At 71.4% G+C, this 25,959-nt stretch carries 24 protein-coding genes and 1 tRNA gene; 8 read left to right on the top strand and 17 right to left on the bottom strand.

Annotated elements, in window-relative coordinates; genetic code table 11:
* Positions 1–58 precede the first annotated feature (58 nt).
* From OG753_RS34005 to OG753_RS33980, 6 genes are all read right to left on the bottom strand, one after another.
* Positions 59–1,084, bottom strand: coding sequence for an agmatine/peptidylarginine deiminase (locus tag OG753_RS34005; RefSeq protein WP_405791276.1), 1,026 nt, complete (start codon positions 1,082–1,084; stop codon positions 59–61).
* Positions 1,085–1,213: 129 nt separating this feature from the next.
* On the bottom strand, positions 1,214–2,950 hold the full coding sequence (locus OG753_RS34000; protein ID WP_327265484.1) for an urease subunit alpha: 1,737 nt from the start codon (positions 2,948–2,950) through the stop codon (positions 1,214–1,216).
* Positions 2,947–3,657 carry an urease subunit gamma gene (gene ureA, locus OG753_RS33995; RefSeq protein WP_405791275.1) on the bottom strand — a complete coding sequence of 237 codons (711 nt, stop codon included), beginning with the start codon at positions 3,655–3,657 and terminating at the stop codon, positions 2,947–2,949. The genes OG753_RS34000 and ureA overlap by 4 nt, the downstream gene beginning before the upstream one ends.
* A gap of 539 nt (positions 3,658–4,196) precedes the next feature.
* Entirely contained in the window at positions 4,197–4,778 is a 582-nt protein-coding gene (locus OG753_RS33990; RefSeq protein WP_327265482.1) for a helix-turn-helix domain-containing protein, read from the bottom strand.
* A gap of 122 nt (positions 4,779–4,900) precedes the next feature.
* The gene (locus OG753_RS33985; protein WP_327265481.1) at positions 4,901–6,076 is read right to left on the bottom strand and encodes an agmatine deiminase family protein; all 1,176 of its coding nucleotides are present in this window, start codon (positions 6,074–6,076) and stop codon (positions 4,901–4,903) included.
* A gap of 115 nt (positions 6,077–6,191) precedes the next feature.
* On the bottom strand, positions 6,192–7,934 hold the full coding sequence (locus OG753_RS33980; RefSeq protein WP_405791274.1) for a serine/threonine-protein kinase: 1,743 nt from the start codon (positions 7,932–7,934) through the stop codon (positions 6,192–6,194).
* 119 nt (positions 7,935–8,053) lie between these two features.
* Between OG753_RS33980 and OG753_RS33975 the strand changes: the two genes are divergently transcribed.
* The 3 genes from OG753_RS33975 (at position 8,054) to OG753_RS33965 (ending at position 10,981) form a co-directional block, all read left to right on the top strand.
* The gene (locus OG753_RS33975; protein ID WP_405791273.1) at positions 8,054–8,659 is read left to right on the top strand and encodes a TetR/AcrR family transcriptional regulator; all 606 of its coding nucleotides are present in this window, start codon (positions 8,054–8,056) and stop codon (positions 8,657–8,659) included.
* Between the two features lie 185 nt (positions 8,660–8,844).
* Positions 8,845–10,002 (top strand): agmatine deiminase family protein, encoded by a 1,158-nt coding sequence (locus OG753_RS33970; RefSeq protein WP_327265478.1) that lies wholly within the window; start codon positions 8,845–8,847, stop codon positions 10,000–10,002.
* Positions 10,003–10,051: 49 nt separating this feature from the next.
* Positions 10,052–10,981 (top strand): DUF4436 domain-containing protein, encoded by a 930-nt coding sequence (locus OG753_RS33965; protein WP_405791272.1) that lies wholly within the window; start codon positions 10,052–10,054, stop codon positions 10,979–10,981.
* A 39-nt stretch (positions 10,982–11,020) separates the two neighbouring features.
* Here the strand turns inward: OG753_RS33965 and OG753_RS33960 are convergent, their stop codons facing one another.
* A complete protein-coding gene (locus OG753_RS33960) occupies positions 11,021–11,668 on the bottom strand; it encodes a GNAT family protein (protein ID WP_327265477.1) in 648 nt (215 codons plus the stop codon).
* Positions 11,669–11,840: 172 nt separating this feature from the next.
* Between OG753_RS33960 and OG753_RS33955 the strand changes: the two genes are divergently transcribed.
* Positions 11,841–12,209: a hypothetical protein gene (locus OG753_RS33955; RefSeq protein ID WP_405791271.1), complete on the top strand. Its 369-nt coding sequence runs from the start codon at positions 11,841–11,843 to the stop codon at positions 12,207–12,209.
* 73 nt (positions 12,210–12,282) lie between these two features.
* On the opposite strand, the gene OG753_RS33950 is transcribed toward OG753_RS33955, so the two are convergent.
* The 3 genes from OG753_RS33950 to OG753_RS33940 all read right to left on the bottom strand — a co-directional run bounded on the left by OG753_RS33950 (position 12,283) and on the right by OG753_RS33940 (position 14,813).
* The gene (locus OG753_RS33950; protein ID WP_405791270.1) at positions 12,283–12,810 is read right to left on the bottom strand and encodes an SMI1/KNR4 family protein; all 528 of its coding nucleotides are present in this window, start codon (positions 12,808–12,810) and stop codon (positions 12,283–12,285) included.
* A 130-nt stretch (positions 12,811–12,940) separates the two neighbouring features.
* Positions 12,941–14,224 carry a hypothetical protein gene (locus OG753_RS33945; protein WP_405791269.1) on the bottom strand — a complete coding sequence of 428 codons (1,284 nt, stop codon included), beginning with the start codon at positions 14,222–14,224 and terminating at the stop codon, positions 12,941–12,943.
* A 265-nt stretch (positions 14,225–14,489) separates the two neighbouring features.
* Entirely contained in the window at positions 14,490–14,813 is a 324-nt protein-coding gene (locus tag OG753_RS33940) for a CU044_2847 family protein (RefSeq protein WP_327265473.1), read from the bottom strand.
* Positions 14,814–14,916: 103 nt separating this feature from the next.
* On the opposite strand from OG753_RS33940, the gene OG753_RS33935 reads away from it, so the two are divergent.
* Both OG753_RS33935 and OG753_RS33930 read left to right on the top strand, forming a co-directional pair.
* Positions 14,917–15,606 (top strand): hypothetical protein, encoded by a 690-nt coding sequence (locus OG753_RS33935; RefSeq protein ID WP_327265472.1) that lies wholly within the window; start codon positions 14,917–14,919, stop codon positions 15,604–15,606.
* A gap of 26 nt (positions 15,607–15,632) precedes the next feature.
* A complete protein-coding gene (locus OG753_RS33930; RefSeq protein ID WP_405791268.1) occupies positions 15,633–17,723 on the top strand; it encodes a CHAT domain-containing WD40 repeat protein in 2,091 nt (696 codons plus the stop codon).
* 490 nt (positions 17,724–18,213) lie between these two features.
* Here OG753_RS33930 and OG753_RS33925 read toward each other — a convergent pair.
* Positions 18,214–18,287, bottom strand: a tRNA-Pro gene (locus tag OG753_RS33925).
* A 109-nt stretch (positions 18,288–18,396) separates the two neighbouring features.
* Here OG753_RS33925 and OG753_RS33920 point away from each other — a divergent pair.
* On the top strand, positions 18,397–18,879 hold the full coding sequence (locus tag OG753_RS33920) for a DUF309 domain-containing protein (protein WP_405791267.1): 483 nt from the start codon (positions 18,397–18,399) through the stop codon (positions 18,877–18,879).
* On the opposite strand, the gene OG753_RS33915 is transcribed toward OG753_RS33920, so the two are convergent.
* The 4 genes from OG753_RS33915 to OG753_RS33900 are packed head-to-tail and all read right to left on the bottom strand — an operon-like array spanning position 18,859 to position 22,121.
* Positions 18,859–19,254, bottom strand: a complete 396-nt coding sequence (locus tag OG753_RS33915; protein WP_327265427.1) for a VOC family protein — start codon at positions 19,252–19,254, stop codon at positions 18,859–18,861. The two genes, OG753_RS33920 and OG753_RS33915, sit on opposite strands and share 21 nt — an antisense overlap.
* Before the next feature lie 4 nt (positions 19,255–19,258).
* Positions 19,259–19,888: a lactate utilization protein C gene (locus tag OG753_RS33910; RefSeq protein WP_405791266.1), complete on the bottom strand. Its 630-nt coding sequence runs from the start codon at positions 19,886–19,888 to the stop codon at positions 19,259–19,261.
* Positions 19,885–21,369, bottom strand: a complete 1,485-nt coding sequence (locus OG753_RS33905) for a lactate utilization protein B (RefSeq protein ID WP_405791265.1) — start codon at positions 21,367–21,369, stop codon at positions 19,885–19,887. The genes OG753_RS33910 and OG753_RS33905 overlap by 4 nt, the downstream gene beginning before the upstream one ends.
* Complete coding sequence (locus OG753_RS33900) at positions 21,366–22,121, bottom strand: (Fe-S)-binding protein (protein WP_405791264.1); 756 nt, start codon at positions 22,119–22,121, stop codon at positions 21,366–21,368. Before OG753_RS33900 ends, OG753_RS33905 begins: the two co-directional genes overlap by 4 nt.
* An 18-nt stretch (positions 22,122–22,139) precedes the next feature.
* Between OG753_RS33900 and cobF the strand changes: the two genes are divergently transcribed.
* Entirely contained in the window at positions 22,140–22,892 is a 753-nt protein-coding gene (gene cobF / locus OG753_RS33895; protein ID WP_327265423.1) for a precorrin-6A synthase (deacetylating), read from the top strand.
* On the opposite strand, the gene OG753_RS33890 is transcribed toward cobF, so the two are convergent.
* Both OG753_RS33890 and OG753_RS33885 read right to left on the bottom strand, forming a co-directional pair.
* Entirely contained in the window at positions 22,879–24,075 is a 1,197-nt protein-coding gene (locus tag OG753_RS33890) for an aminotransferase class V-fold PLP-dependent enzyme (RefSeq protein ID WP_405791263.1), read from the bottom strand. The genes cobF and OG753_RS33890 overlap by 14 nt on opposite strands.
* A gap of 196 nt (positions 24,076–24,271) precedes the next feature.
* Entirely contained in the window at positions 24,272–25,939 is a 1,668-nt protein-coding gene (locus tag OG753_RS33885) for an endo-1,3-alpha-glucanase family glycosylhydrolase (RefSeq protein WP_405791262.1), read from the bottom strand.
* Positions 25,940–25,959: the final 20 nt, after the last annotated feature.

Genomic DNA, 25,959 nt, shown 5'->3' with positions numbered 1-25,959 from the left:
GGGGGGAGGAGCGGGCGGACCGCCGGAGCGGTCCGCCGGGAGCGGCCGGTTTCCCGGGTCAGACGGTGGTCCGCGCGGTGGGGATCTGCTGGGTGATGCAGTGGACGCCGCCACCGCCGAACGCGATGGCGAGCGCCCGGACCCCGACGACCTTGCGGCCCGGGTAGGCCGTGGCGATCACGGCGAGGGCCTCCTCGTCCTGCGGCACACCGGCCACCGGGACGACCACGCCACCGTTGGCGACGTAGTAGTTGAGGTACGACACCTCGATCTCGCCCTCGGCCACGTCGGCGAAGGCCGTCTGCGGCACGTCGATGATCTCCAGCCGGCGGCCGCGGGCATCGGTGGTGGCCTCCAGCACCGCGCGGTTGGCGCGCATCCGGGCGTAGTCGGGGTGGTCCGGGTCGGAGGGCAGGGAGACGACGACCGTGCCGGGGGCGGCGAAGGCGCAGACCCCGTCGACGTGACCGTCGGTCTCGGTGTCGAGCAGGCCGCCGTACGGGAGCCACACCACCTTGGAGACCCCGAGCCGGGACTTCAGCTCGGCCTCTATCTGGTCGCGGTTCATGCCCGGGTTGCGGTTGGGATGCAGGAGGCACTGCTCGGTGGTGATCAGCGTGCCCTCGCCGTCGACGGTGATCGCCCCGCCTTCGAGGATCATGCCGGAGGGGATGCGGTCGACGCCGAGGTGTTCCAACAGCAGGCCGCTGATGCGGTCGTCGGCGTCGAACGGGTGGTGCTTGCGACCCCAGGCGTTGAACCGGAAGTCGACTCCGGCCCGGTTGCCGTCGCCGTCGAGGACGAAGAGCGGGGCGGAGTCGCGGAACCAGGAGTCGTCGAGCGGCAGCTCCACGACGGTCACACCGTCACCGTCACCGTCGCCGCAGAGCGCACGGGCGTCCTCGCCGAAGCCGGGCGGGGCGACCATCGTCACGGGCTCGAACGCGGCGATGGCGCGGGCGACGTTCGCGTACTCCTCCTTCACCTCGGCGAGCACGCTGCCCCACAGGTCCTCGCGGGTGGGCCAGGCCATCAGACAGCCGTCGTGCGGGGACCACTCGGCGGGCATACGGAATTCGGTCATCAGATGTCTCATTTCTTGCGTAGGTGGGAGTCTTCCACTCGACTGAAAATTCAGTCAAGAGCGAAGTGGGGGCAAGGAAGGGAGCACGGGAGGGGAAGCGGGGCCTGGAGGAAGTGGCCGGAGAAGTGACTAGAGGAAGTAGAGGCGGTTCAGGGAGACCTGCTGGGCCGGCTCGGAGCGCAGGGGCTCGCCGTCGAGCGTCACGAGCCCGGTCCGGGCGTTGACGTCGACATTGCCGAGCCGGTCATTGCCGATCATGTTCTTCGGCCCGATGCCGCGCGTGCCGCGTACGGCGACCCGGCGGCGCCGGGTCGCCATGGCGCCGGAGCTGCCGGACTCGGCGGCGGCGCGGCTGACGAAGGCGACCGAGAGGTCGGCGGGCGCCGCGCCGTGGGCGCCGAACAAGGGGCCGAGAACGAGCGGTTCGCAGCAGTCGGTGGCGGCGTTCGGATCGCCGGTGACGCCGTAGGCCGGGAAACCGGACTTGAGCACCATCTGGGGCTTGGCGCCGAAGAACGGGGGGCGCCAGAGCACGATGTCGGCGAGTTTGCCGACTTCGATGGAGCCGATCTCGTGGGCGAGGCCGTGGGCGATGGCGGGATTGATGGTGAGCTTGGCGATGTAGCGCAGGACGCGGGCGTTGTCGTCGCCGTCACCGTCGCCGTCCATCGGGCCGAGCTCGCCCTTCATCTTGGCGGCCATCGCGAAGGTGCGGCGGATGGTCTCACCCGCCCGCCCCATGCCCTGGGCGTCGGAGGAGGTGATCCCGATGGCCCCGAGGTCGTGGAGCACGTCCTCGGCGCCCATGGTCCCGGCCCGGATCCGGTCACGGGCCATGGCGGCGTCACCGGGCAGGTCGGGCTTGAGGTCGTGGACCGAGACGATCATTCCGTAGTGCTCGGCCACCGCGTCCCGCCCGAACGGCAGCGTCGGATTGGTGGAGGAGCCGATGACGTTCGGCACGCCCGCCATCTTCAGCACGTTCGGGACGTGACCGCCGCCGCAGCCCTCGATGTGGAAGGCGTGTATGGTCCGGCCGTCCAGCACCCGCAGGGTGTCCTCGACGGACAGGCACTCGTTCAGACCGTCACTGTGCAGGGCCACCTGCACGTCGTACTCCTCGGCCACCCGCAACGCCGTGTCCAGGGCCCGGGTGTGCGCCCCGAGGTCCTCGTGGACCTTGAAACCGCAGGCACCGCCCTCGGCGAGCGCCTCGACCAGCGGGGCGGCGTCGGAGGAGGAGCCGCGGGCGAGGAAGCCGATGTTGACGGGCCAGGCGTCGAAGGCGTTGAACCCGTGTCTGAGTGCCCAGGGCGAGTTGACTCCGACACCCCAGCTCGGCCCGATCTCCTGCCCGATGATCGTCGTCACGCCACTCGCGAGGGAGGCTTCCATGATCCGCGGGGAGAGCAGGTGGACGTGGGTGTCCACCGCCCCGGCGGTCGCGATCAGGCCCTCACCCGAGACGATCGTCGTGCCGGTGCCGACGACCACGTCGACGCCGTCGAGGGTGTCGGGGTTGCCGGCCCGGCCGATCGCGTGGATCCGGCCCTCGCGGATACCGATGGAGACCTTGCGGATACCGAGGACGGCGTCGATGACCAGCACATTGCTGATGACGACGTCGCAGGTCCCGCGGACCGCGGCGGCCTTCAGGTGCAGGCCGTCGCGGGCCGTCTTCCCGAAACCCGCCAGGAACTCGTCGCCGGGCCTCTGCGCGTCGTGCTCGACGCGGACCGTCAGCCCGGAGTCGCCCAGCCGCACCCGGTCCCCGGCACGGGGGCCGAAGACGGACGCGTACTCGTGCGGGTCGATGTGCCGGCTGCCCGGCGCACAGTGATCGCTGTGCGGGGTCTTCTTGCTCACGCCCGGTCTCCGTCCTCGTGTTCGGCGACGACTCCCAGGTAGCCGCACGCCGCCGCCTTCGCCAGCGCAATTGCCTTGGCTCCGGGTGCGTCCAGGGGTCCGTCGACCAGTCCCGCGAAGCCGATCGCGATCCGGTCCCCGCCCACGGGGACGAGGCCGACCTCGACGCTCGCGCCGGAGTCGAAGCGGGTGGACGAACCGGCGGCCACGGCCAGCCGCATCCCGTAGGCCGCGGCCCGGTCGAAGTCGAGCCGAGGGTTCGCCTCGAAGAAATGGAAGTGCGAGGTCACGCTCACCGGCACCGCGGCGGTGTTGCGGACGGTGAGGGTGACCACCGGCTCCGGCGCGGCCACGGCGTCCGAGGCGGGCAGGACCGCGCCCGGGGCACAGTCGTCGCGCTCCACGGCGCCGAAGGGCTCACTGATCGCGGCCAGCCGGGTGCCGTCCTCGAAGACGGCCTCGACCTGGATCTCGGTCACGATGTCGACGACCCCGGGGAGCACGTCGTCAGGGCCGAGGACGCCACGGCCCCGCTCGAGGGCATCGGCCAGGCGAAGGCCGTCGCGCGCCGCCTCGCACACCGTGTCCGCGATCAGCGCGGTCGCCTCCGGCACGTTGAGCCGCAGGCCGCGGGCGCGCCGGGCGCGAGCCAGCTCGGCGGCGGTGAAGAGCAGCAGCCGGTCACGCTCGGTGGGAGTCAGGGGCATGACGTCCCCCGGCCGTCCCGCCCGGCGTCGGGGCCGGTCGAAACCATCATGGTCATTTCCTTCCTCCGGAAGGGCGGGCGAGGGTACGGCCGGGGGCCGGGGCGTCGCCCGTCCGGATGTGTGGTGCACGAGGCGGCGGCCGAGGGCCGGTGGCGCGCCGGGGGGACGCCTCAAGGGGTGCGTCGAGGAGATGCGGGCCGGGACCGGGCCCGTGAGGTGGCACGGGCCGGCCGGCGGTCCGACGGGCGGGAGGTTCGGCCCGCCTGCTCGGAATCCTCACTCTGGCATTGACTGAAAATTCAGTCAAGAGGCTGGACAGGCCCGGGTCCGCAAGGTTTCACGGGAGTCACCCAGGCGTCGCGTGGGAGACCTGCGCGAGACGCACAGGGGCGGGCGGGGAGTTGCGCGGGGTCCTGCAGGGGCCGGCACGGGGCGCGTACGGAGCCTGCGCGCGGCCGCGGGGAACTGCGCGGGCCCGTCCGGAGCCGGCCCCGGCCGAGCCGGGGCGCAGCGACGGCACGGACCCGGTCCGGCGGGGGTCAGCCGCGCCCGAGACCCGCCAGTTCGGCCGCGATGGCGCCCCGCATCAGCTCGCGGGCATGGTCGATCCTGATGCCCCCGCTCAGCCAGCGCATGCTCAGGCCCTCCAGCAGGGCGGTGAGCCGCTCGGCGGCGGCGGCGAGCGCGGAGGCCGGGACCATCGGCTGGACCTGGCCCAGCAGCGCGGCCACCTCCTGGACCCACACCAGCGTCGCCCGTGCGAGGTCCTCTCGCAGCACCTCGTCGAAGACGGCGCTCGCCCGCAGTTCGCCCCAGGCCGAGCTGTTCTCCCGTACGTGCACGGTGTCCTGGAGCTCAAGGAGGAGGGTCTCCTCCAGCTCCTCGCGCGGGGTGAGCGGCGGTTCGTCCGGGTCGCGCTCGGTCGTGTAGCGCTCGGCGCGGTCGTTGATGAACTCGAGCGTCTGGCGCAGGACGCCCGTACGGTCCTTGAAGTGGTAGTAGATCAGGGCGGTGGACACGCCGGCCTCGGCCGCGAGTTCCTCCACGCGCAGCCCGCGTACACCGCGCCGGGCGATCACCCGGGCGGCGGCTTCGAGGATCTGAGTACTACGAGACGCCATGCTCCGCACCCTACCGGGGTGATCGGCCGCGTATGTACGCGGCCCGTCACCAGGAGTGCCGACCGGCGGGCGGGCCGCCCCGGCGGGCGGGACCGTCCGCGCGGGCCGGGGCGGCCCGGCCATCAGAGCGCCGGCGGCACGGCCGGGTGCGACTGGGTGGCGCAGTGGATCCCGCCGCCTCCGGAGGCGATGCCGTCGATGGAGAGCTGTTCCACCCGGTGGCCCGGGTAGGCGGCCTGCAGGATGGCGTACGCGACGCCGTCGGCGTATCCGTCGCCGAACTGGGGCGCGATCACGGCGCCGTTCGCCGTGTAGTAGTTGGTGTAGCTCGACAGGAACTCCTCGCCCCGGCCGCGGATCTCGCGGCGGTCCGGTCCGGGCAGCTCGGTGATGGCCAGGCGGCGGCCATGGGCATCGGTGGCGCTCTGCAGGGCCCGCTTCGTCTCCTCGTAGACGGCCACCCACTTCCTGTCCGCGCCGGGGCCGGGCTTGTCGAGGATGACCCGGCCCGGGGAGATGAACCGGGCCAGGCAGTCGATGTGACAGTCGGTGATGTCCTGGCCCGCGAGGCCCGGCACCCAGATCACCTTGTCGATGCCGAGCGCCGTCCTCATCGCCTGCTCGACCTGGGCCTGGCTCATGCCCGGGTTCCGGTTGGCGTTCACCATCGAGCTGACCGTGGCCAGCAGGGTTCCTTCGCCGTCGGTCTCCAGCGAGCCGCCCTCGCCGACGAAGCCCGCCCGGATCCGGTTCACCTCGTACTCGGCGAGGAGCGTGCGGGCCGCCGCCGCGTCGTTGGCGAAGGGCTGGGCGTACGTCGTACCGGCCTTGCCCCAGCCGTTGAAGTTGGTGTCCACACCGGCGACTGCGCCCGGGGCGACGACGAAGGTGGGGCCGAAGTCCCGGATCCAGAGGTCGTCGTTGGGGATGTCGATGACCTGGATGCCGTAGTAGGCGCCCATTCCGCACTGGTAGCGGGCCTCGGCGGCCTGGCCGGGGCGGGCCAGCACCACGACCGGCTCGTAGCGCGATATCGCGTGGGCCACCTCGGCGATGTCCCTGCGCACCGCACCGAGTCCGCTGTCCCACACCGACGCGAGGGCCGGCCAGGCCATGTACGTACGGACGTGCCGGTCGGTCTCGGCGGGCATGCGGAGCGTCGCGCCCGAGCCGGCCTGCGCGGCCGAGGCCGTCGGCGCCAGGGACGGGAGGGCGGCGGAGCCGAGGGCCGCGAGGGGAAGGGCGGCCGCGCCGAACTGGAGTACTCGGCGGCGAGAGGTGCGGGGGTTCGTATCCATGGTGACTCCCTGATGAGGAGGGGCGGGATGAACGGCATCCTCGCCCTAACTGAAAATTCAGTCAACCTCTCCCGCGTGTCACCCGGGAGGACAGAACCGGTTCCACTTCCCGGGATCAGCCCTTGCGGAAGTGCTCGACGGAGATCGTGACGGAGCCTGCGGCGGTCGTCTCGACGAGCCGGACGATCGCAACTTCCTGCAGGTCAGGGCTTCGCACACAGAAGGGACGCTCCTGCGCGAGCGCCTTGAAGGGCAGGGTCGTCACGGGGCGGGTCTCGATCCCCCGCGCGCAGTCGTCCGGGGTCAGCTCTCCGTTTCCGTCGGCGACGAAAGCGTCGGACTCCTCGGACAGCAGGAACGCGTCGGAGCCGCGGGCGAGGTACCAGGCGGCCGTCTCGACGGGGACCACCTTCCCGGCGCGAAGGTCGAACTCGTAACCGGAATCCGGAACGGTGAGCTCGGCCTGCGGGTATCCGGGCGCGTACGAGGAGGCCGTCGGCGGCCGGGGCGGGGAGGCGGCGGGTTCGGCCGCGGGGGCGTCGCCCTCCTCCGGGGGGAAGCCGAACCAGTAGGCCGCGCCACCACAGGCCAGCAGGGTCGCGAGAGCCAGGCCGATCACCGGCAGCCGCCGCGAGCGGCGCCGGTCGCCGCGCGCGGGGGCGGGTACCGGCCCCGCGGGGGCCGCCGGAACCGGGGCCGGGCCCGGCACCCGGCTCGGGGCCGAACCGGCAGCCGGATCCGGATTCAGCCCCGGGACCGGGCTCGGGCTCGGGGCGTACGGCATCGTCCCGCCCGGCCCCGTGACGGAGTACGCGGCTGCGGGCGCAGATGCCGACGCAGCTCCCGGCACCGGCACCGACGCGGATACGGACGCCGTTGCGGTCGCGATCGCGGTCGCCCGGAGGTGTTCCGGTACGGGCGGTTCCGACCGGCCGGACCGGTCCGCGTCCGCCCGCCCCCCGACCTCCTCCCGCACGGGCCGCGGCAGCCAGCCCTCGGTGAACTCCGGCCGCGGACCCACGAGGGGGTGGGCCTGGACGGCCGCGATCAGACCGGCGGTCGTGGGACGGTCCTCCGGGCGCTTCGCCAGGCACCACGACAGCAGTTCGTGCAGCTCCCCGGGGATCCGGCCGAGGTCCGGGTGCTCGTGGACCACGCGGTACAGCGCACCGGACTCCGGCCCGTTGCCGAAGGGCGGCACCCCGCCCGCGACGTACCCGGCGAGCGCCCCGAGCGCGAAGACGTCGGTCGCGGAGGTCACCGGGCGGCCCAGGGCCTGCTCGGGCGCCATGAACGCGGCGGTGCCGATGCTCAGACCCACCCCGGTGAGCGCGGCGGCGTCGGCGGCGCGCGCGATCCCGAAGTCGATCACCCGCGGGCCGTCCCCGGCGATCAGGACATTGGCCGGCTTGAGGTCCCGGTGGACGACGCCCACCCGGTGGATCTCCTGGAGCGCCTCGGCGATGCCCGCGACGAGCAGGAGCACCGTACGCACCGGCAGCGGTCCGTGGCGCTGGACGACCTGGTGCAGCGAGGGGCCGGGTACGTAGGCCGTGGCGAGCCACGGGGTGTGGTCGTCCTCCCCCGAGTCGACCACCTGCGCCGTGAAGAGGCCGTGGATCCGGCGGGCGCTCGCCACTTCCCGGGCGAAGCGCTCGCGGAACTCGGGGTCCGCCGCGAACTCCCGCCGCACCGCCTTCAGCGCGATGGGCCGGCCGCCCGGCGTGTACGCCAGGTAGACCACCCCCATGCCGCCGGAGCCGAGCCGGGCGTGGAGGCGGTAGCCGCCGATCTCGTGGGGGTCGTCGGCGGACAGGGCCGTGAGGGCGGACTGTGCGCCGGGGGGCGGTGCGAACATGCGGCGGCTCTTTCAACGATGCGGCAATGACTGACCTGGGGCGCATCGTGCCGCTAACTAAAGTTTCAGTCAATGTGTGACAATGCGAGACGCACACCGCCGGAAGGGAGGATCGCCGAGTGTCGGATCGCAGAAGGGCCATCCTGGAGGGCGCCGCCCGGGTCATCGCGCGGCGCGGGGTACGGGGACTGCGGGTGAGCGACCTGGCGGCCGAGGCCGGCGTGTCGACCGCCCTGATCTACTACCACTTCAAGGACCGGACCGGCATCCTGCGGCAGGCCCTGGCCTTCATCACCGACCGGGCCGACCGCTATACGGGCGCCGCCGACGCGGCGGGATCCCCGCCCGCCACCACGGACCCCCGGCAGCTCCTGGAGCGGATCCTGCTGCTCGAGTTCCAGGACCTGCCCGAGGTGCGCGAGAACAGCACGGCCTGGGGGGAGCTGCGGGCCCACACGATCTTCGACCCGGAGCTGCGCGACGAGCTCGGCGCCGCCGGAGCGGCCTGGGTGGAGGAGGTCGCCGGCCTGCTGGCCGCGGTGTGCCCCGCAGCGCCGCCCGCCGCCGTCACCCCCGCCGCGGAGCGGCTGACCGCCCTCCTGGAGGGGCTGAGCGGCCGCTGGCTGAGCGGTCTGCTGCCGGTGGGGCACGCCCGCGACCTGATGCGCGGGGCGATCGGAGTCGAGATCGCCCTGCTCCGTTCCTTCGAATCGCAAATTGACTGAATTTCCAGTCAGTGCAACAGTGGACGACATCCGGGCGCACCACTTACCCGTGCGTACCGGACGTTCTCGGTGCAAAGCGTGCACCCTTTGGATAGGGCCCGGCCCGCCTGCCTGTGCCACGCCTCCCGTGCCCGCCCTGGCCGGACGCCCCTCGCGCTCCGCCAGCACACGATCGGAGTCCCCCCGTGTCGTTCACTCCCCCCACCCGCCGGACCGTTCTCCGTACCCTCGCCGGGATCGGCGCCGCCGTCTTCGGCGCCGCGGCCTGCGGCCCCGCGGAATCCGGCGCGCAGCCCGGCGCCGACGGCTCCCCGCAGCCCGGCTCGGGCGGTGAGCGCCGGCTCGGCGCCGAGTGGGAGAGCCACACCCGCACCTTCATGTCCTGGCCGGCCCTCACCTCGGTCTGGGAGCAGGACCTGCCCTACGTACGCGAGGACATCGCGCGGATCGCCCGCGCCGTCGGCGGCTACGAAGAGGTGATCATGATGGCCCGCCCCGACCAGGCGGACGCCGCCCAGCGCGCCTGCGGCTCCCAGGTCGAGGTCATCCCCCTGGCCGTCGACGACCTGTGGGCCCGCGACACCGTCCCCGTGTTCGTCGAGGAGGGCGGCAAGGTCGTCGGCGTCGACTTCAACTTCAACGGCTGGGGCAACAAGCAGGAGCACACGAACGACGGCCAGGTCGGCCGCCTCCTGCTCCAGAAGTACCGGATCCCCCGGGTTCAGGCCCCGCTCGTCGCCGAGGGCGGCTCCTTCGAGACCGACGGCGAGGGCACCCTGCTGATCACCGAGAGCTCGATCGTCAACGACAACCGCAACAAGGGGAAGTCCCGGGACACGATCGAGGCCGAGCTCAAGCAGACCCTGGGCGTCGAGAAGGTCATCTGGCTGGCCGGCGTACGCGGCGAGGACATCACCGACGCGCATGTGGACAGCCTCGTACGCTTCACCGCCCCCGGCGTGGTCCTGCTGGACCGCGCCCACCCCGGCACTCCGGCGGACTCCTGGTCCCGCTCCGCCGACCAGGCGAAGTCCGTCCTGTCGAAGGCCACGGACGCCCGCGGCCGCCGTTTCGAGGTCATCGACCTGCCGCAGCCCGACCTGAACCGGATCACGGGCGAGGGCGACGACTTCGTCTCCACGTACGCCAATTTCTACGTCGCCAACGACTCCGTGTTCATGCCGCAGTTCGGGGACCGCAAGGCGGACGACCGGGCCCGCGGGATCCTGCGCGAGCACTTCCCCAAGCGGGACGTCGTACCGGTGAAGATCGACACCATCGCCTCGGGCGGCGGCGGCATCCACTGCTCGACCCACGACCAGCCCGGCAAGCCCGCAGCCTGACCTCCCCGCCGCCCGAGATCCCCGTACCCCGCGCACCACCGGAGCGTCCGTGTCCGACTCCCACCGCACCGTACGAAGCGCGCCGTTGCCGCGCCGCGTCCCGCTGCTGCCGGGCCTCCTCGTGATCGCCATCGTGGCGGCGGTCACCGTGGGAGCCTGGCTCCAGTTCGGGGAACGCCAGGCCCTGGACACGGTGTACACGGCGGGGCGCTCCGACCGGGACCGCATCGACGTCGACGCCACGATCCAGCGCGTGGACGCCGCCGGCCGGGAGATGACCCTGCGCGTCCTGGTCACGCCCCGGGGCACCCTGGCCGAGGCCGGCGGGGTCTCCCCCGTGGAGGACCTGACGGTTCAGACCTCGACGGCCACCCGGGGCGACCTCGCGTTCAAGGCCCACCAGCGCATCTCCACCATGGACGTCCCCGTGGCCCTGACGGGCGGGTCGATCACGGACTACCCCTTCGACTCCTACGGGGCGGACGTCGAGTTCGGTGCGGTGCTCGGCGGCGAGAAGGTTCCGGTCCGCGTCACGCTCTCCAACAACGACGTGCTGTTCTCCGCGACCGTCGACGCCTCGACGGCGCAGGACATCGCGGTCCTCGACATCGGGCTGGCCCGGTCCAACAGCGTCTTCGTCTTCGCGGTCTTCATGATGCTGGCCATGTGGGCGCTCGCCGTCTCGGTGCTGATCGGCGGCTGGTACCTGGTCACCCGCCGCAAGGGCCTCACCTGGCCCGCGCTCGGCTGGATGGCCGCAACGCTCTTCGCCCTGGCCGCCTTCCGCAACACGGCCCCCGGAGCCCCGCCCATCGGCTGCCTGCTCGACTACATCGCCTTCCTCTGGGCGGAGACGGTCATCGCGTTCTGCCTCATCACGGTGGTCATCACTGGCATCCGGGCCGAACCCCGGACCGGAGCCCCGGCCGCCGCACCTGCGGACGCGCCCACGGAGGGATCCACGACGCAGTCCCCCTGACCGCCGTCCGCGGCGAGCGCCCTCGCGCCGGAGGAGCGCTCAGAGCTCGTCCGGGGCGGGCGGCAGGGCGGTCGGGCGGCGGCCCGCCCGGCGCGCCTCCAACGCCTGCTTCGCCTCCGGCCATTCCGGCCGGGTGATGCTGTACACCGCCGTGTCGCGGATCCAGCCGTCCCGCATGACCATGTGGTGCCGCAACACGCCCTCGAGCGTCGCGCCCAGCCCGGCGATCGCGGCCCTCGACCTGGCGTTGCGCACATCCGTGAGCAGCTCGACCCGGTTCATCCCCATCGCCTCGAAGGCGTGCGTCAGCATCAGCAGCTTCGCCTCGGTGTTCGCACCGGTCCCCTGCCGCGACGCCGCCAGGTAGGTCCAGCCGATCTCCAGCCGCCGCTGCGCAGTGTTGATCATCATCAGCCGGGTCGATCCCAGTACCCGTCCCGTCGCAGCGTCCACCGTCGCGTACGGGATCTGCGTACCCTCGACGCGGGCCGCCGTCGCCTCTTCGATGAAGCCGCGGACATCGTCCGGGTGCGGGACGCTCGTCACCGCGAGCTCCCACAGACTGCCGTCGCGGACCGCCTCGCAGAGCCCGTCGTGGTGCCGGAGCTCCAGCGGCTCCAACCGGACCCGCTCCCCCACGAGATGCACCGATTCCACCGGCTCGACCGCCCCCGTCGCCCGCTCCATGCCCGGCTGTCCCCTCCCCGCGTCCACCACGACGCACCGACCCTATCCGGCCCGTCGTCATCCCGTTCGAAAGGGACCGACTCCCTGTCACTGTCCGCCGTGCAGCCGTGGGCATACGGCTCGGGCAGGGGCGTGCAGCCCGGCAGGAGCACGGCACCGTAGGCTGCCCGGCATGCACAACACGCTGACGGAGCACGCCCGGTGTCTGTACGAGGACGCAGACGGGGACGGTTACCGACCCGCGCCGGGGTGCACCAGCGAGCACGCCGAGTTCTACTTCGTCGAAGCACTGACCTTCGCCGACCCCGACGCCCTCCTCACCATGCTGCGGGAGCTGTGTCCGGATGCGGCCGACGGATACCTGCCGGCCCGGATCCGGAACCTGGCCTATCGGCTCGTCCTCCTGCAACGGCCGGACGAGCCGGCGCTGTTGCGTGAGGCGGCCCGGAGCCTGTCCGTGCACGCCCCGGACGGGAACGCCATCGCGGCGGCCCTGGAAGGACGGGCCGACGCCCTCGATGCGGCCCGGCGCACGGCCTGAGCCGCGGTGCCGGTGCCGGTGCCGGTGCGCCATCGGCGGGAGCACCGGGCCGGGTCTGCGGACACCCGCCGGGTCAGCTCCCGGTGTCCGGCTCGTACGGGACGTACTTCGCGTCGGTCCCGGGCCAGTCACGGGCGATGAACGGCGGGCGGTCGATCCGGTCGAAGCACCGCAGGAGGAAGTCGGTGAAGGTTCCGGCGGTCTCGAACCAGCTGCCGCCTTCGCCCTGGACGACGATGCGCCACTCAGCGGGATCCGCTTCCAGGGGCAGGAAGTAGTAGAAGTTCTCCTCGTCGGATCCCCACCAGATGAGGCCACCCTCTTCGGGGTGAAACGGCCACGGGTAGCGGTCGGGATCCCTCTCCTCGGACCCCTGCGACGGCCAGAGTCCCTCCGCTTCCTCCTCGGTGCCGTCGATCGGCCGGTTCAGCCACAGGTACCCGTCGATGGCACCCGGCCCGTAGAGATCGAGAAAGGCCTTGTAGTCCGCCGGCAGCGCCACCCCGAGGTACGCCTCGGACGCATCCCACAGTCCCGGCCGCGCCCATCCCCAGACCTCCGGCTCCCCGAGCAGCTCCCTGAGCCGACCCAGACCAGTCACAGCCACACCTCTCTCACGATCATGTTCACCACGCACCCTGCCAGCCGCCACTGACACCGACACCGACACCGTGCCGGATCGCCTCCCCCGGCCCCGCGGACCTGCGTCCCGGGACGCCGGCCGATTCGGGTCAGGCGGCCTCCCCCAGGTGAGTCAGGGCCTGGCGGAAGTCATCGAGGGCGGGCCCGAACTCACAGTCCGCGATACGGAACGTCGATCGGTCGATCAGGATCCTCGCCAGTGTCCGTGCTCCTCCTGCCGGGTCGTGCCGGAACAGCCGGCGGGCCAGGTCCACTCCGTCGTCGAACAGCGAGCGCACCTCCTCCCCGAACATGTGGGTGCGGTTCTGCCAGTAGACGGCGGAGCGGATGGTGAGGGCCCGATGCAGGCGCACCAGTTCGGCGAGATGCCGGTCCGGATCCGCGGTGGCTCGCGGAGCGAGGGCGTCCACCTCTTCTCGGAGGGCATGACGGCTGTCGAAATAGCCCGGCTTGCCGTCGGGCGACCACTGCAGGGGCGCAGCCCCCGACGCCGTACACGGTCCATCGGACGCAAGTCGGTCGCTTTCGGCGCCGGAGAAGGTCAGCAGGACCGCCCAGAACGCCGCCTCGTAGCTGCCCCAGGTCGTCCGCTCACCTGTATCGGCCAGCTCCGTCAGGAGGGCCAGCACCTCTTGCCGCACGAGTGCCGCCTGCTCGCCCCGGTCGTACATGTCCAGCATCTGCGCGTACCAGATGAGCGAGTAGAGACGGCAGGCCGACAGACCGCGGCCGTTCGCGGCTTCGACGTCCTGCATGCTGAAGAGCGTCTCGAACGCGGCGAGCGCTTCGCCGGACCGGCCGGCGTTGTGGAGAGCGGCGATCCAGTCGAGGAGCGACCAGGCGAGACCCCCGCTACTGGGCCCGTGGGGCACGAGCGCTGCCACCAACTCGGTCATGGCATCGGCAGCCTCGGCGTACCGGCCTTCCACGGAGAGTCCGGCAGCCCACTCGTGCAGCCCACCGGCCACGGGGGTTCGGGACAGTTCGGCCTGTGCACGGCTGATGGCGAGCATCTCGGCGCGCATGGCGAGTCCTTCGGCGCGGCGGCCCACGCGGTACAGCTGTCTCTGGCACGAGTTGAGAGCCCCGTACAGAGCGTCCGCACGGGTGGGCTCGGCCGGATCCATGGACCGCGCCACGGCCACCGCCTCCTCGCAGAGCGCCAGGGCGGACGGATGCCACTTGCCGATACGGGTGTCGTAGCTCAGACCTTGCAGTGCCTTGGCCAGGAGCGGTAGGTACGAGGCCGGGCCGACCTGCGCGAGCACCCGGTAGGCGTCGACTTCCTCGCGCGGCGAGCGGTACCCCGACGCGAGCAGCACGTTCCGCGCCCGCACGATGTCGTCCTGATCGAATTTCCCCGAGCGATTCATAGCGGCGATTCTGGGCGCCCCGCAGAGGGCTGGACAAGGCTGGTTCCCTGTGCTGTTCCTCCTACGAAAACACCCTCTGACCTGTCATGATGGGTGTGACATCACTTTCCGGGGGGGGTCCCCACGCCCGCTGTGGTCAGCTCGGTCCTCAGGACCCGGTCGGGGCCGTTCTCGCTCATCGGCTCCACGCACCCGAAGATCTGGTTCGGTGTGGATGCAGGCGCTGCCTGCCTCCGGCGTACCGAAATTGACGGCTGACCGTCAGTCACTGCTTGCTCCACGTCAGGCTGACTTTCACGTGAGCCGAGGCGCCGGCTGCCGTGATGATCGCCCCCGCCTGGGCGCTCAGCTCGACACCGAACTCCACAACGAGGACATCCGGTCGCTGCGCGAAGTCCTCAAGTTGCCCGGCCACGCCACGGGTTACGGCCCGCACGGCGTGCATGACGGAGTCGAACGTGGCCTCGGCCTTCTCGATCACCGCAGAGGTCGACGCACCCCGGGTGAGCACGGAGCTGGACGCCAGCTCGTCGGGGACCCTGACCAGCACGGCGCTGCCATCGTCTAGCGAAAACTCTATGATGCTCATAAGCTATGGATTAGCACGAAATATGGGGTGTTGCCAGGTAGTTGACTGTTCCCCCATCTCCTGAGCGCGTAGATCGAATCGAGGCGCCCGAAGGAGCTAGGTCATGCCACTCGTCGTGGAGATCATTCTCATTGTCATCGGCTGTGTCCTCCTGGTGGCCGCCCTGATCGGCAGCGGAATATCCAGGCGCTTGATGACCATCCCGAAGATGCATCGGGCACCTCGCGTTATCGTCGCCATTCTCGGCGTGCTGCTGCTGGCGGGCGGAATGTGGGGCGTATCGACCGAGCCGGAAAAGCATGAGCTTTCGCTGGCCGATCTCAAGGCCCATATTCCGCCCGACGTCAAGGCTTCCCTGGTGTGCACGGAATCCGCTGAAGCCCCCAAGGGAGCGGTCAGCGCGAACTGCAGCACGGAAGGCATGATCCCGGAATATGTGTGGTACACCATGTTCCCTGACGTGCATTCCATGCATGCCTACTGGGTGAAGCAGACTGCCCCCGAAAGCCAGCCGGGAACCGAATGCAACAAAATTGATGACTATAAAAAGGGAAGCCATACTGAGTACTATCTGGACGATGCGTCCGTAACTGTTGGCGATCTCGCCTGCTATGTGTCCGAAGGTAGCACGGTAGCCGTGTACACGGACCGGCGTTTCAACATCGTTGTCTGGGCCGAGATTTCGGACCCGAAGCACTTCTCCGACTTTCTCACCTGGGTCCGGGATACCTCCCAGCCCATAGGGGATTCAGACGTAGCGCCCGCTACCCCCTCGCCCACAGCGGAGCCTTGATCCGGCTGCGCGGAGAGAAGGGCGCCATGTCGGCAGAGTTCGATTTTGTACTCGAAATGAGCGAGGCGCCCGGAGGCTATTGCGTCGAAGTGTCCTCGCCCTGCGGTGAGGACCGTGCCATCGCCGATATCGACGCGCACGAGTTGTTGGGCAGACTGCCCTCGCTCCAGGCTGCCGTGCTCGGGTCCGCCTCGCGCTCACGGTCCGTGGGGACGGAACTGGAGGCGCCCGCACGTCAGGTCGGCGGCATGTTGTTCGAGGCCGTGTTTCAAAGCTCGGTCCAAGCGCTCTACCTTTCCAGCCGACAGAAGGCGCGAGAGCACGGGCAGAGACTGCGTATGGTTCTTCGGGTCCGCTCCCCGGAACTCGCCGCATTGCCCTGGGAACTCTTGCACGATGCCAAGTTCGGCGGCTATCTGTGTCTGCACCACCCGATCATCCGCTACGTCGAGATCCTCGAGCCCGTCTCGCCACTGCACGTGCAGCCGCCGCTACGCATCCTGGGCATGGTGTCCCTTCCCGGCTCGCTGGGCGCGCTGGACGCGGAAGCCGAGAAGGAGAGCCTGAGCACCGCGCTCAAGCCACTCCTCAACGAGGGGATGGTGCAGCTCGACTGGGTGCACGGTCAGACCAAACGGCACCTCTTCGACGCACTGCTCCACGGGTGCCACATCTTCCACTTCATAGGTCACGGAAAGTTCGACGAGCTCAGGCGCGAGGGAATGATCATCCTCGCCGATGAACAGGGCCGTCCGGATCCGCTGCACGCAGAGGCGCTCGGCTCGCTCATCAGCATCGCCGAGCCCGCCCCCCGCCTGGTCGTGCTCAACAGCTGTGAGACGGGAACCTCACATGCCCAGGATCTGTTCTCCAGTACGGCGGCCGAACTGGAGTTCACGGTGCCGGCCGTGGTGGCGATGCAGTTCGCGGTGACCGACAAGGCCGCCCTTCTCTTCTCCAGGGCCTTCTACCAGGCCCTCGCGGCCAACCGGCCGGTAGACGAAGCGGTGCGCACGGGCCGCATCGCGCTGCGGGCCGACAAGGACGACAGCCTGGAGTGTTTCACCCCCGTCCTGTACCAGCGCAGTGGCGATGCCAGGCTCTTCGACCTCACCTCTTCACGGCGGCCGCCTCCGCCACCGCCACCGCCCGAGCACAAGCACAAGCACAAGGACAAGGACAAGGACAAGGACCCCACCGGCAGGGGCCCCGAGCCGCCTCCCCCACCACCCCCCGACCCCACGCCACGTCCTGAGATCGACACAGGACGCTGGGTGGTCAGTCTGGCCGTCCATCCGCAGGGGCGGCTCCTGGCGACCGGCGCCCGCAAGCTGGTGCGGGTCTGGGACGTGATCACCGGCCAGCCGACGTGGGAGCGCAGGATCAGCGGGTGGAGCACGATGGTGAACACCGTCGCCTTCAGCCCCGACGGTGGAAAGCTGGCGGCGGGCAGCACGGACAACCTCGCACGCATCTGGGAGATGCCGACCGGATCCCTGGTTGCAGAGCTGCCCCACGGCCATTTCGTCGACGCGGTCAACTTCGACCACAGTGGGAGATACCTGGCCACCGGGGGTGCAGACGCGACGGCCTGCGTCTGGGATCTCAGCACCAGAACCCGGATTCTGTCCCTGCGCCACGCCCGGGCGGTCAAGGACGTGCAGTTCAGCCCGGACGGGCGCCTGCTGGTCACGGCATCCGCAGATGGTAAGGCGTATGTCTGGGACGCCGACACCGGCTATGAGCTGGCGCAGATTCCGCATGGGGATTTCGTCCTCGGCGTCGCCTTCTCCCCCGACGGGCAAAAAATCGCCACTTGCAGCGAGGACCACACCGCTCAGATAACGGAGACGGAGACATGGACTCAGCTCTTCCATGTCGAGCACATAAGTGGTCTGAGAGCGGTGGCCTTCAGCTCCGACAGCAGCCTGATGGCCACCGGCTGTGCGGACGGAACCGTAGGCGTATGGCGGGCCGACACAGGGGATTCGCTGTTCAGCCTCAAGCACAACCGCTCGGTGAACACCCTGGCGTTCTACCCGGGCGGCCGGTTCCTGGCCAGCGCGGGTGAAGACAAGGTGGTACGCAACACCAGGATTCCCGAGATCGGCCCGTGAGCGCACATAACCCTCCTCGGAAAACCACATTCGAGCATTCAAACTGCTTTCCGGCCGCCGCGGTCGACCGAATAGAGTCTGCCGCACACACGGCCGGAATTGCTTGCGCGTTCGACCGTTGCGAGTTCAACCTTGAATCGCGCCTATAGATGCCGGATAAACGACCTGTCATGATGCAGATGGACAATCGGCGGCATAGAATGCAAGGAGGCGTCGAGGGCTTTCCTTGCCCCTTGCCGTGGCCGGAATCAGATTCTTTGACGGAGCCGCCCGTGGGGCATCCTGATCCACGGCAGTGACACCGGTACAGCAGCTGCGCTCGGCATCCACAGGCAAGTCCCGCCGCGCATCGCGGTAATGACCACCCGCCAACTCCTTGAAGGACAAGCCGAGGAGGCCGGCCCCACCGGTCCCCGACCGGTCGCCGAAAACGATCAAGGGGCCGTTTTGGAGTAATCCAAAACGGCCCCTGATCTGCGACTCTTTCGAGTCGGGACGACAGGATTTGAACCTGCGACCCCTTGACCCCCAGTCAAGTGCGCTACCAAGCTGCGCCACGTCCCGTTGTGCCTGCGACCTGCGGGTTTCCCCGTGCTCGGCGGCACATGCAGAACATTACCCCACGCCGAGGGGTGTGCATGCACCAGTAATCGGCGGGAGGGAGGATGAGGTGGTGAACGCACGGGATCGGGATGTCGAAGGTCGGGCGCGCAGTGCGCGGCCCAGGGACGGGCTGGGGCGGCCGCTCGGCTACGGGGCGGCCGGGGTGGAGCGGCAGCCCGAAGGGGTGGTGCGCTCGCCCGGGGAGACCGTGCGGGAGGCGCAGCGGCTGCTGGACGCCGGAATGCCGTTCCACGCGCACGAGGTGTTCGAGGATGCCTGGAAGTCCGGGCCCGAGGCCGCGGCCCCGCTCTGGCGGGGGCTCGCGCAGCTCGCGGTCGGGCTGACGCACGCCGCGCGCGGCAATGCGGTCGGCGGGGCGCGGCTGCTGCGGCGCGGGGCCGCCGGGATCGAGGGGCTGGACGGGGGGCCGTACGGGATCGACGTGCCGGGGCTGGTGCTCTGGGCCCGGGAGCTGGCCGGGCGGGTGGCGGCCGGGGGCCCGCCGGCCGATCCCGTACGGGAGGCTCCCCGGCTATCGCGCGGCGGGCTCTAGCAGATCCCAGCGGTTGCCGTACAGGTCCTGGAAGACGGCGACCGAGCCGTACGCCTCGTGGCGCGGCTCCTCCAGGAAGCGGACGCCCTCGGCGGTCATCCGGGCGTGGTCGCGGGCGAAGTCGTCGGTGTACAGGAAGTGGCCGACGCGGCCGCCCGCCTGGTCGCCGACCCGGGAGCGCTGCGCCTCGTCCTTGGCGCGGGCCAGCAGCAGGGCGGATTCGGTGGCGCCGGGCGGGCGGACCACGACCCAGCGGGAGCCGTCCGGGCGGGCGGTGTCCTCGGCCAGGTCGAAGCCGAGGGCGCGGGTGTAGAAGTCGATGGCCTCGTCGTAGTCGTGGACGAGGAGGGCCGTGAGGGCGATGTAGGACGACATGCCCTCATTCTCTGCCAACGAGGACCACCTCCAGGGTGCGGGGGCCGTGGACTCCCTCCACCCGGTCGAGTTCGATGTCGCTGGTGGCGGAGGGGCCGGAGATCCAGGTCAGCGGGCGGGACGGGTCGAGGAGCGGCAGGGCCTGCGGGACGGAGTCGACCACTTGGTCCGGGACGCGGATCACGCAGATGTGGTGGTCCGGGATCAGGGTGATGCGGCGCCGGCCCTGGTCGGGGCCCGCGTCGAGGACGATCGTGCCGGTCTCGGCGACGGCCAGGGCGCAGCCGGTGACCACGCTGTCGACCAGGTCCAGCTCGTGCGGGGTGGAGTCCGCCCGGTCGGGGACGAGGACGGGGCCTGCGGCCGCGAGCCAGTGCGGGGGCAGGCCGGGCGGGACGAGCACCGTGCGGGCGCCCCGTTCGGCGAGGAGCCGCGTGAGCAGTGCGGGCAGCCCGTCCCCGTCCGTGCGGTGGACCAGGGCCCGGTACTCGGCGAGGTGGGCGGCCAGCAGGTCCACGCGCTCGGCGGGGGTGCGGGTGCCGTGGACCTGCAGGTAGTCGCGGGGGATCTCCGCGTCAGGAGCGTTCGCCGACGGGCGGCGGATCCGGCCCAGGATGCGGTCCTTGCTGCTCACTGCGTGTCCCCCCGTTCCCGGGCCCACCAGTCGCGGAAGGATTCCGCCGGTACGGTGGGCAGTTCGCGGCTGTCGGTCCAGGCCCGCCCGGCCCCGGGGAGCCGGCGGGGCGCCAGCCGCCGGGCACGGGCCAGCAGGCGCTCCCCGGCGCGCAGGGCCCCCGGGTGGTCCAGGAGCAGCCGGGCGGCGCGCATGGCGGCCCGTTCGGCGGTGCGGCCGTCCGCGGGGCGGAGCGTGACGCGGACGCCGCCGCGGGTCACCGGGCCGCCCTGGGCCACCCGCTCGCGGAGGTGGACGAGGACCTCGGGGATGTCGATGGCGACGGGGCAGACCTCGTAGCAGGCCCCGCACAGGGTGGACGCGTAGGGCAGCGAGGCGTCGATCTCGCTGCCGGTGCCGCGGAGTTGGGGGCTGAGGATCGCACCGATGGGGCCGGGGTAGACGGAGCCGTAGGCGTGGCCGCCGGCGCGTTCGTAGACCGGGCAGACGTTGAGGCAGGCGGAGCAGCGGATGCAGCGCAGGGCCTGGCGGCCGGTCTCGTCGGCGAGGGTGTCGGTGCGGCCGTTGTCGAGGAGGACGAGGTGGAAGGCGGCGGGTCCGTCGCCGTCCGCCCCTCGCGACGGGCCCAGCCCGGTCCACATCGTCGTGTACGGGTTCATCCGCTCGGCCGTCGAGGAGCGCGGCAGCGTCTGGAGGAAGATCTCCAGGTCGCGGAAGGTCGGGACGACCTTTTCGATGCCGACGACGGAGATCAGGGTCTCGGGCAGGGTCAGGCACATCCGGCCGTTCCCCTCGGACTCCAGGACGACCATGGTGCCGGTCTCGGCGACCATGAAGTTGGCCCCGGACACGGCGACCCTGGCGCGCAGGAACTTCTCGCGCAGGTGCAGGCGCGCCGCCTCGGCGAGCTCCCGCGGGTCGTCGCCGAGCGGCTCGGGCGCAGGGCGGCCCCAACTGCCCATCTCCGTACGGAAGATGTCGCGGATCTCGGCCCGGTTGCGGTGGATGGCCGGGACCAGGATGTGGGAGGGGCGGTCATGGCCGAGCTGCACGATGAGTTCGGCGAGGTCGGTCTCGTACGCGGCGATCCCCGCGGCCTCCAGGGCCTCGTTGAGTCCGATCTCCTGCGTGGCCATGGACTTGACCTTGACGACCTCGCGCTCGCCGGTCGCGCGGACCAGGTCCGTGACGATGCGGTTGGCCTCGTCGGCGTCGGCGGCCCAGTGGACGGTGCCGCCGGCCGCCGTGACCGCTTCCTCCAGCTGCAGGAGGTAGCGGTCGAGGTGGCGCAGGGTGTGGTCCTTGACGGCCTTGCCCGCCGCGCGCAGCCGGTCCCAGTCCGCCAGTTCGGCGACGGACCGCGCGCGTTTGTCGCGGATGGTGTGCGTGGCGTGCCGGAGGTTGGCGCGCAGCACCTCGTCCCGTACGGCTTCGCGGGCCGCCTCGGGGAAGGCGGGCATGCCCAGGTAGGTGCCCGTCACGGCAGCGGTTCCTCCTCGGTCGCGGCCAGGATCTCCGCGAGGTGCAGGGTCCGCATCGGGCTGTCCGCGCGGCGCAGCAGGCCGTCCAGGTGGGCGAGGCAGGAGTTGTCGGCGCCGCAGAGCACCTGGGCGCCGGTGCCGGCGGCGGCCGCGGTCTTGTCGGCCCCCATGGCGGTGGACACGTCCGGGTTCTTGACGGCGAAGGTGCCGCCGAAGCCGCAGCACTCCTCGGCGCCCGGCAGCTCGACCAGGTCCAGGCCCTTGACCGCGGTCAGCAGCCGACGCGGCCGGTCCCCCAGGCCCAGGCCGCGCAGGCCGTGGCAGGAGGGGTGGTAGGTGACGGTGTGCGGGAAGTACGCGCTGACGTCGGTCACCCCGAGCACGTCGACCAGGAACTCGGTGAGCTCGTACACGCGCGGTGCGAGCGAGGCTGCGGCCTCGGCGAGCTCGCCGCCGCGGCCCTCCGCGGCCGCCTTGCGGCCGATGCGCGGGTAGTGCTCGCGGATCATCGCGGCGCAGGATCCGGACGGGGTGACCACGAATTCGTGTCCCGCGAAGGCCCGCGCGGTGCGCCGCATGAGCGGTTCGGTCTCGTGCCGGTAGCCGGTGTTGTACTGCGGCTGCCCGCAGCAGCTCTGGGCCGCGGGGAAGTCCACGTCCACGCCGAGCCGCTCCAGGAGGCGTACGACGGCGATGCCGGTCCGCGGGTAGAGAGCGTCATTGACGCAGGTGACGAACAGGGCGGCTCGCATGATGGGCACAATAGCCCGGTGAAGAAGTTCTCAGTGATCGGCATAGGCGCGGGCGACCCGGACCATCTGACCCTCCAGGCGGTCAGGGCGATCGGCGCGGCGGACGCATTCCTCATCCTGGAGAAGGGCGAGGAGAAGGCGGATCTGACCGGGCTGCGGCGCGCGATGCTCGACGCGCACGCCCGCCCCGGCCACCGGCTGGTGGAGGGCCGCGACCCGGACCGGGACCGGACGCCCGCCGACTACACCCCGACGGTGGACGGCTGGCGCAGCGCGCGGGCGGCGCTCTTCGAGCGCTTCATCGCGGAGGATCTGGCGGACGGTGAGACCGGGGCGTTCCTGGTCTGGGGCGATCCCTCCCTCTACGACTCCACGCTGGCGATCCTCGACGAGGTGCTGGAGCGCGGCCGGGTGGCCTTCGAGCACGAGGTCGTGCCCGGCATCAGCAGCATCTCGGCGCTGCTGGCGCGGCACCGGACCAACCTCAACCGGGTCGGGCGCCCGGTCCAGATCACCACCGGCCGCCGGCTGGCCGAGGGCTGGCCGGACGACGTGGACGACGTGGTGGTGATGCTGGACGCGCGGCACGCCTTCACCGCCCACCTGGACCGGGACCTCTACATCTACTGGGGCGCCTATGTGGGCACCCCGGACGAGATCCTGGTGCAGGGCAGGCTCGCGGAGGTCGCCGGGCGGATCGAGGAGCTGCGTACCGAGGCCCGAGCCCGCAAGGGCTGGATCATGGACACGTACCTGCTCAGGCGCGGCTGAGGTAGGACGGGAGGACGGCGGCGAGGCGTTCGTACTCCTCGGGGCGGTTGTAGATCTGACCGCAGACGCGGATGCCGCCGCCGCCCGGCCAGGGCCAGACCAGGACCCGGATGCGCTGCTCGGCCGCGATCAGCTCGCGCAGCTCGCGGGCCCGGTCGGGGGTGTCGGCGACGCCGGGCGGCAGGCGCAGGGTGCGCATGGCGAGGTCCTCGCCGTGCGGGAGCGGGGTGAGCCCGGGGAGTTCGGCGAGCAGCGCCGCGCCGTGGGCGGCCAGCGCGCTGTTGTGGGCCCGGACCTTGGCCGCGTCGAGGCGTTCGAGGAGGTCCAGTCCGTCGGGGGCGGCGAGCCAGCCGGTGTAGTCGGCGGTGGCCCGGTTCTCGACGGAGCGCGGGAAGCCGTAGTGGTCCTCCCAGGACGGTACGAGCGCCCGGATCCGGCGGCGGTGCTGCGGGGCGACGGCCAGGACGGCGCTGCCGGAGGGCGCGTAGCCCCACTTGTGGAGGTTGCCGAACCAGAAGTCGGCGCCGCCCGCGAGGGGGTCGGCGAGCATGCCCGGGGCGTGGGCGCCGTCGACGACGGTGGTGACCCCGCGTGCGCGCAGGTCGGCGAGGAGCCGGGGCGAGGCGATGATCCGGGCGGTGGGCGAGCTGACGTGGTCGAGTACGGCCACCCGGGTACGGGGGGTCAGCGCGGCCAGCACGGCCTCCCGTACGGCGTCCTCGTCGGGCAGCCGGGGATCCAGGGCGACGGTGGTGACCGGGGCGCGGCGGGCGGCCGCCGCGACGACGGTGCCGTAGCCGTGGTCGGTGACCAGGATCTCGTCGCCGTCGGCGAGCGGGACGGCGTCCAGCGCGAGGTTGGCACCCTCGGTGGCGTTGGCGATGAAGGCGATCCCGTCGGGGTCGGCGCCGAGGTGTACGGCGATCCGCGTACGGGCTTCGGCGAGCCGGTCCGCGACGGAGACGAAGAAGGCGTCGGGGTCGGCGTGCGCCTGCGCGCGGAGCGCGGCCTGGGCCTCCAGGACGGGGACGGGGACCGCGCCGAAGGAGCCGTGGTTCAGATGGGCGACGCGGGGGTCCAGGCGGAACAGGGCGGGCCCGCCGGGGAACTCGCCGGGCGGCCCGGCCTGGCGGTCGGCGTCGGCGGGAGACTCGGCGTCGGCGGGACGGGTCGGCTCGGTCACTGCTCCTCCGGGGATGCGGCGCGGCTGTCGTCCGGATCATCTCCCGCCGCCGCCGATGCCGGTAGACCGCGCCACCGAACCCCCGGCGTCCGTGCGCGGCGGGCCGGACCGGGCGGGGCGGGCGGGGCGCGCCGCGCCCGCTCGACCGGTCCGCGGCCGGCCCGCGGCGGACCGCGGCCGGACCGCGGTCGCCGACCTAGGGTTCCCGCCCGCTGGTCGCCGCGTAGTACTGGAGGTCCTGCACCTCCGCGTCGTAGTCCACCCGGTACGGCAGATCGACCTGCACCCCGCTCTTCCCCTCCCGTACGACCTGCGCCGAGCTGGTGCCCACCTTCAGCGGCAGGAGCTGCGAGTGGATCCCGGCGGGAGCCTCGTGGCTGCCTCGGACGGATCCGACGATGGTCCGGACGGATCCGGGCCCGGTGAGGAAGCTGAGCACCTCCACCTTGTCCCGGGGCGGGGCGCTGCCCTTGCGCAGCATCATCAGCAGCGACTGGTCGCCCGTCGGGTCGGTGCCCGCGAACTGCGTGCGCGCGGAGAGGTACAGCGTGTCCCGGACGATCTTCGGCCAGTTGCCCGTCTTGAACTTGGTCAGGTAGTACGAGGTCAGGTCCAGGTAGGCGTGGCCGTTGTGCAGGGAGGGGGCGAACTGGCTGCCCTCCGAGTAGTCGTTCCAGGTGGTGAGCTGCACCCAGTCGGCGCCGTCCTCGATGGCGCGCGTCCAGGTGGAACGCAGGGTCGCGGTGTTGCCCGCCTCGTCGTAGATGCCCTGGTTGGGGCGCGCGTCCTGGACCGACACGGGCTGCATCCAGATCTTGCCCATGCCGTGGGCCCGCTGGACGTCGCGCGTGGAGCTCTCCTGGCCGACGTAGCTGCGGCTGCCCCACTCGGAGAACCCGTGGCTGATCGGGGCGAACTCGCCGCTGTGGGCGCCGAAGTCGAGGAAGAGCGGGACGAAGGCGGTGCGGATGCCGTGTTGGGACTCGAGGAGTCCGATGACCTCGGTCCACCAGGCCACGCTCTTCTCCTCCGCCTTGAAGGGGGAGACGACGAGCCTGCCGTCGGGGAGCCGGTGTGCGGCGGAGGCGTCGGCGAGCGTGGCGATCGCTTCGGCGAGCACCGCGGGGTCGTCGGTCTTCAGGGAGGTCATGTCCGGCATCAGCATGATCTTGAATTCCGGGTCCACCGAACGGGCCGCGGCCATCAGCAGGTTGGAGCGGTCCCAGTTCTTGCCGGAGAGGGAGAGCAGGTCGAGGGTGAACCCGTCGATGCCCGCCGCGCGCGCCGTGCGCACCTCCTGCTGGAGGTTGGCGTACTCCCAGTCGCCGCTCTTCGGGGTCACGGGCAGCGGCCGGTCGCGCAGCAGGCCGCCGTACCTGCCGTGCTTGCCGTTCTCGCCGTCGGGGCTGAGGTAGTTGCGGGTGTAGTAGTCCCGGTCCGCGGCCGCGTTGTCGAGGGAGAGCGGGTACGGGGTGAAGTAGTGGGCGAACACCAGCTTCCTGCCCGCCTCGCCGGAGCGCAGGGCGGCCGGCTGGGGCATGTCGAAGGGCAGGGCGCCGGTGGGGCGTTCGGCCCCGGAGTCGACCGCTCCCTCGGGATTGCCCTTGCCGGCGGCGCCCTTCGTGGGGGCCGGGGGCTCGACGGGTGACGGGGTGGCCTCTCCAGGGGTGCCGGTCGCGTCGCCCGGGCCGGTGGCCGGCGGGAGGCCGGCGCCGGGGGCCGAAGCCTCTTGTACGGCGCTCCCGTCGCGGGGGTCCCAGGCGATTCCGGTGGCCGCGCAGACGCCGACCAGGAAGAAGGCGGAGAGCAGCAGGGTGAGCAGCGGCCTGCGGCCGCGGACGGCCGATCGGCGCCGGTGCGACACGGGCCGGGCGGCGCCTCCCC

This window comes from Streptomyces sp. NBC_00029 (assembly GCF_045160505.1).
GTDB lineage: Bacteria > Actinomycetota > Actinomycetes > Streptomycetales > Streptomycetaceae > Streptomyces.
This window is presented reverse-complemented; position numbering and strand designations above follow the sequence as displayed.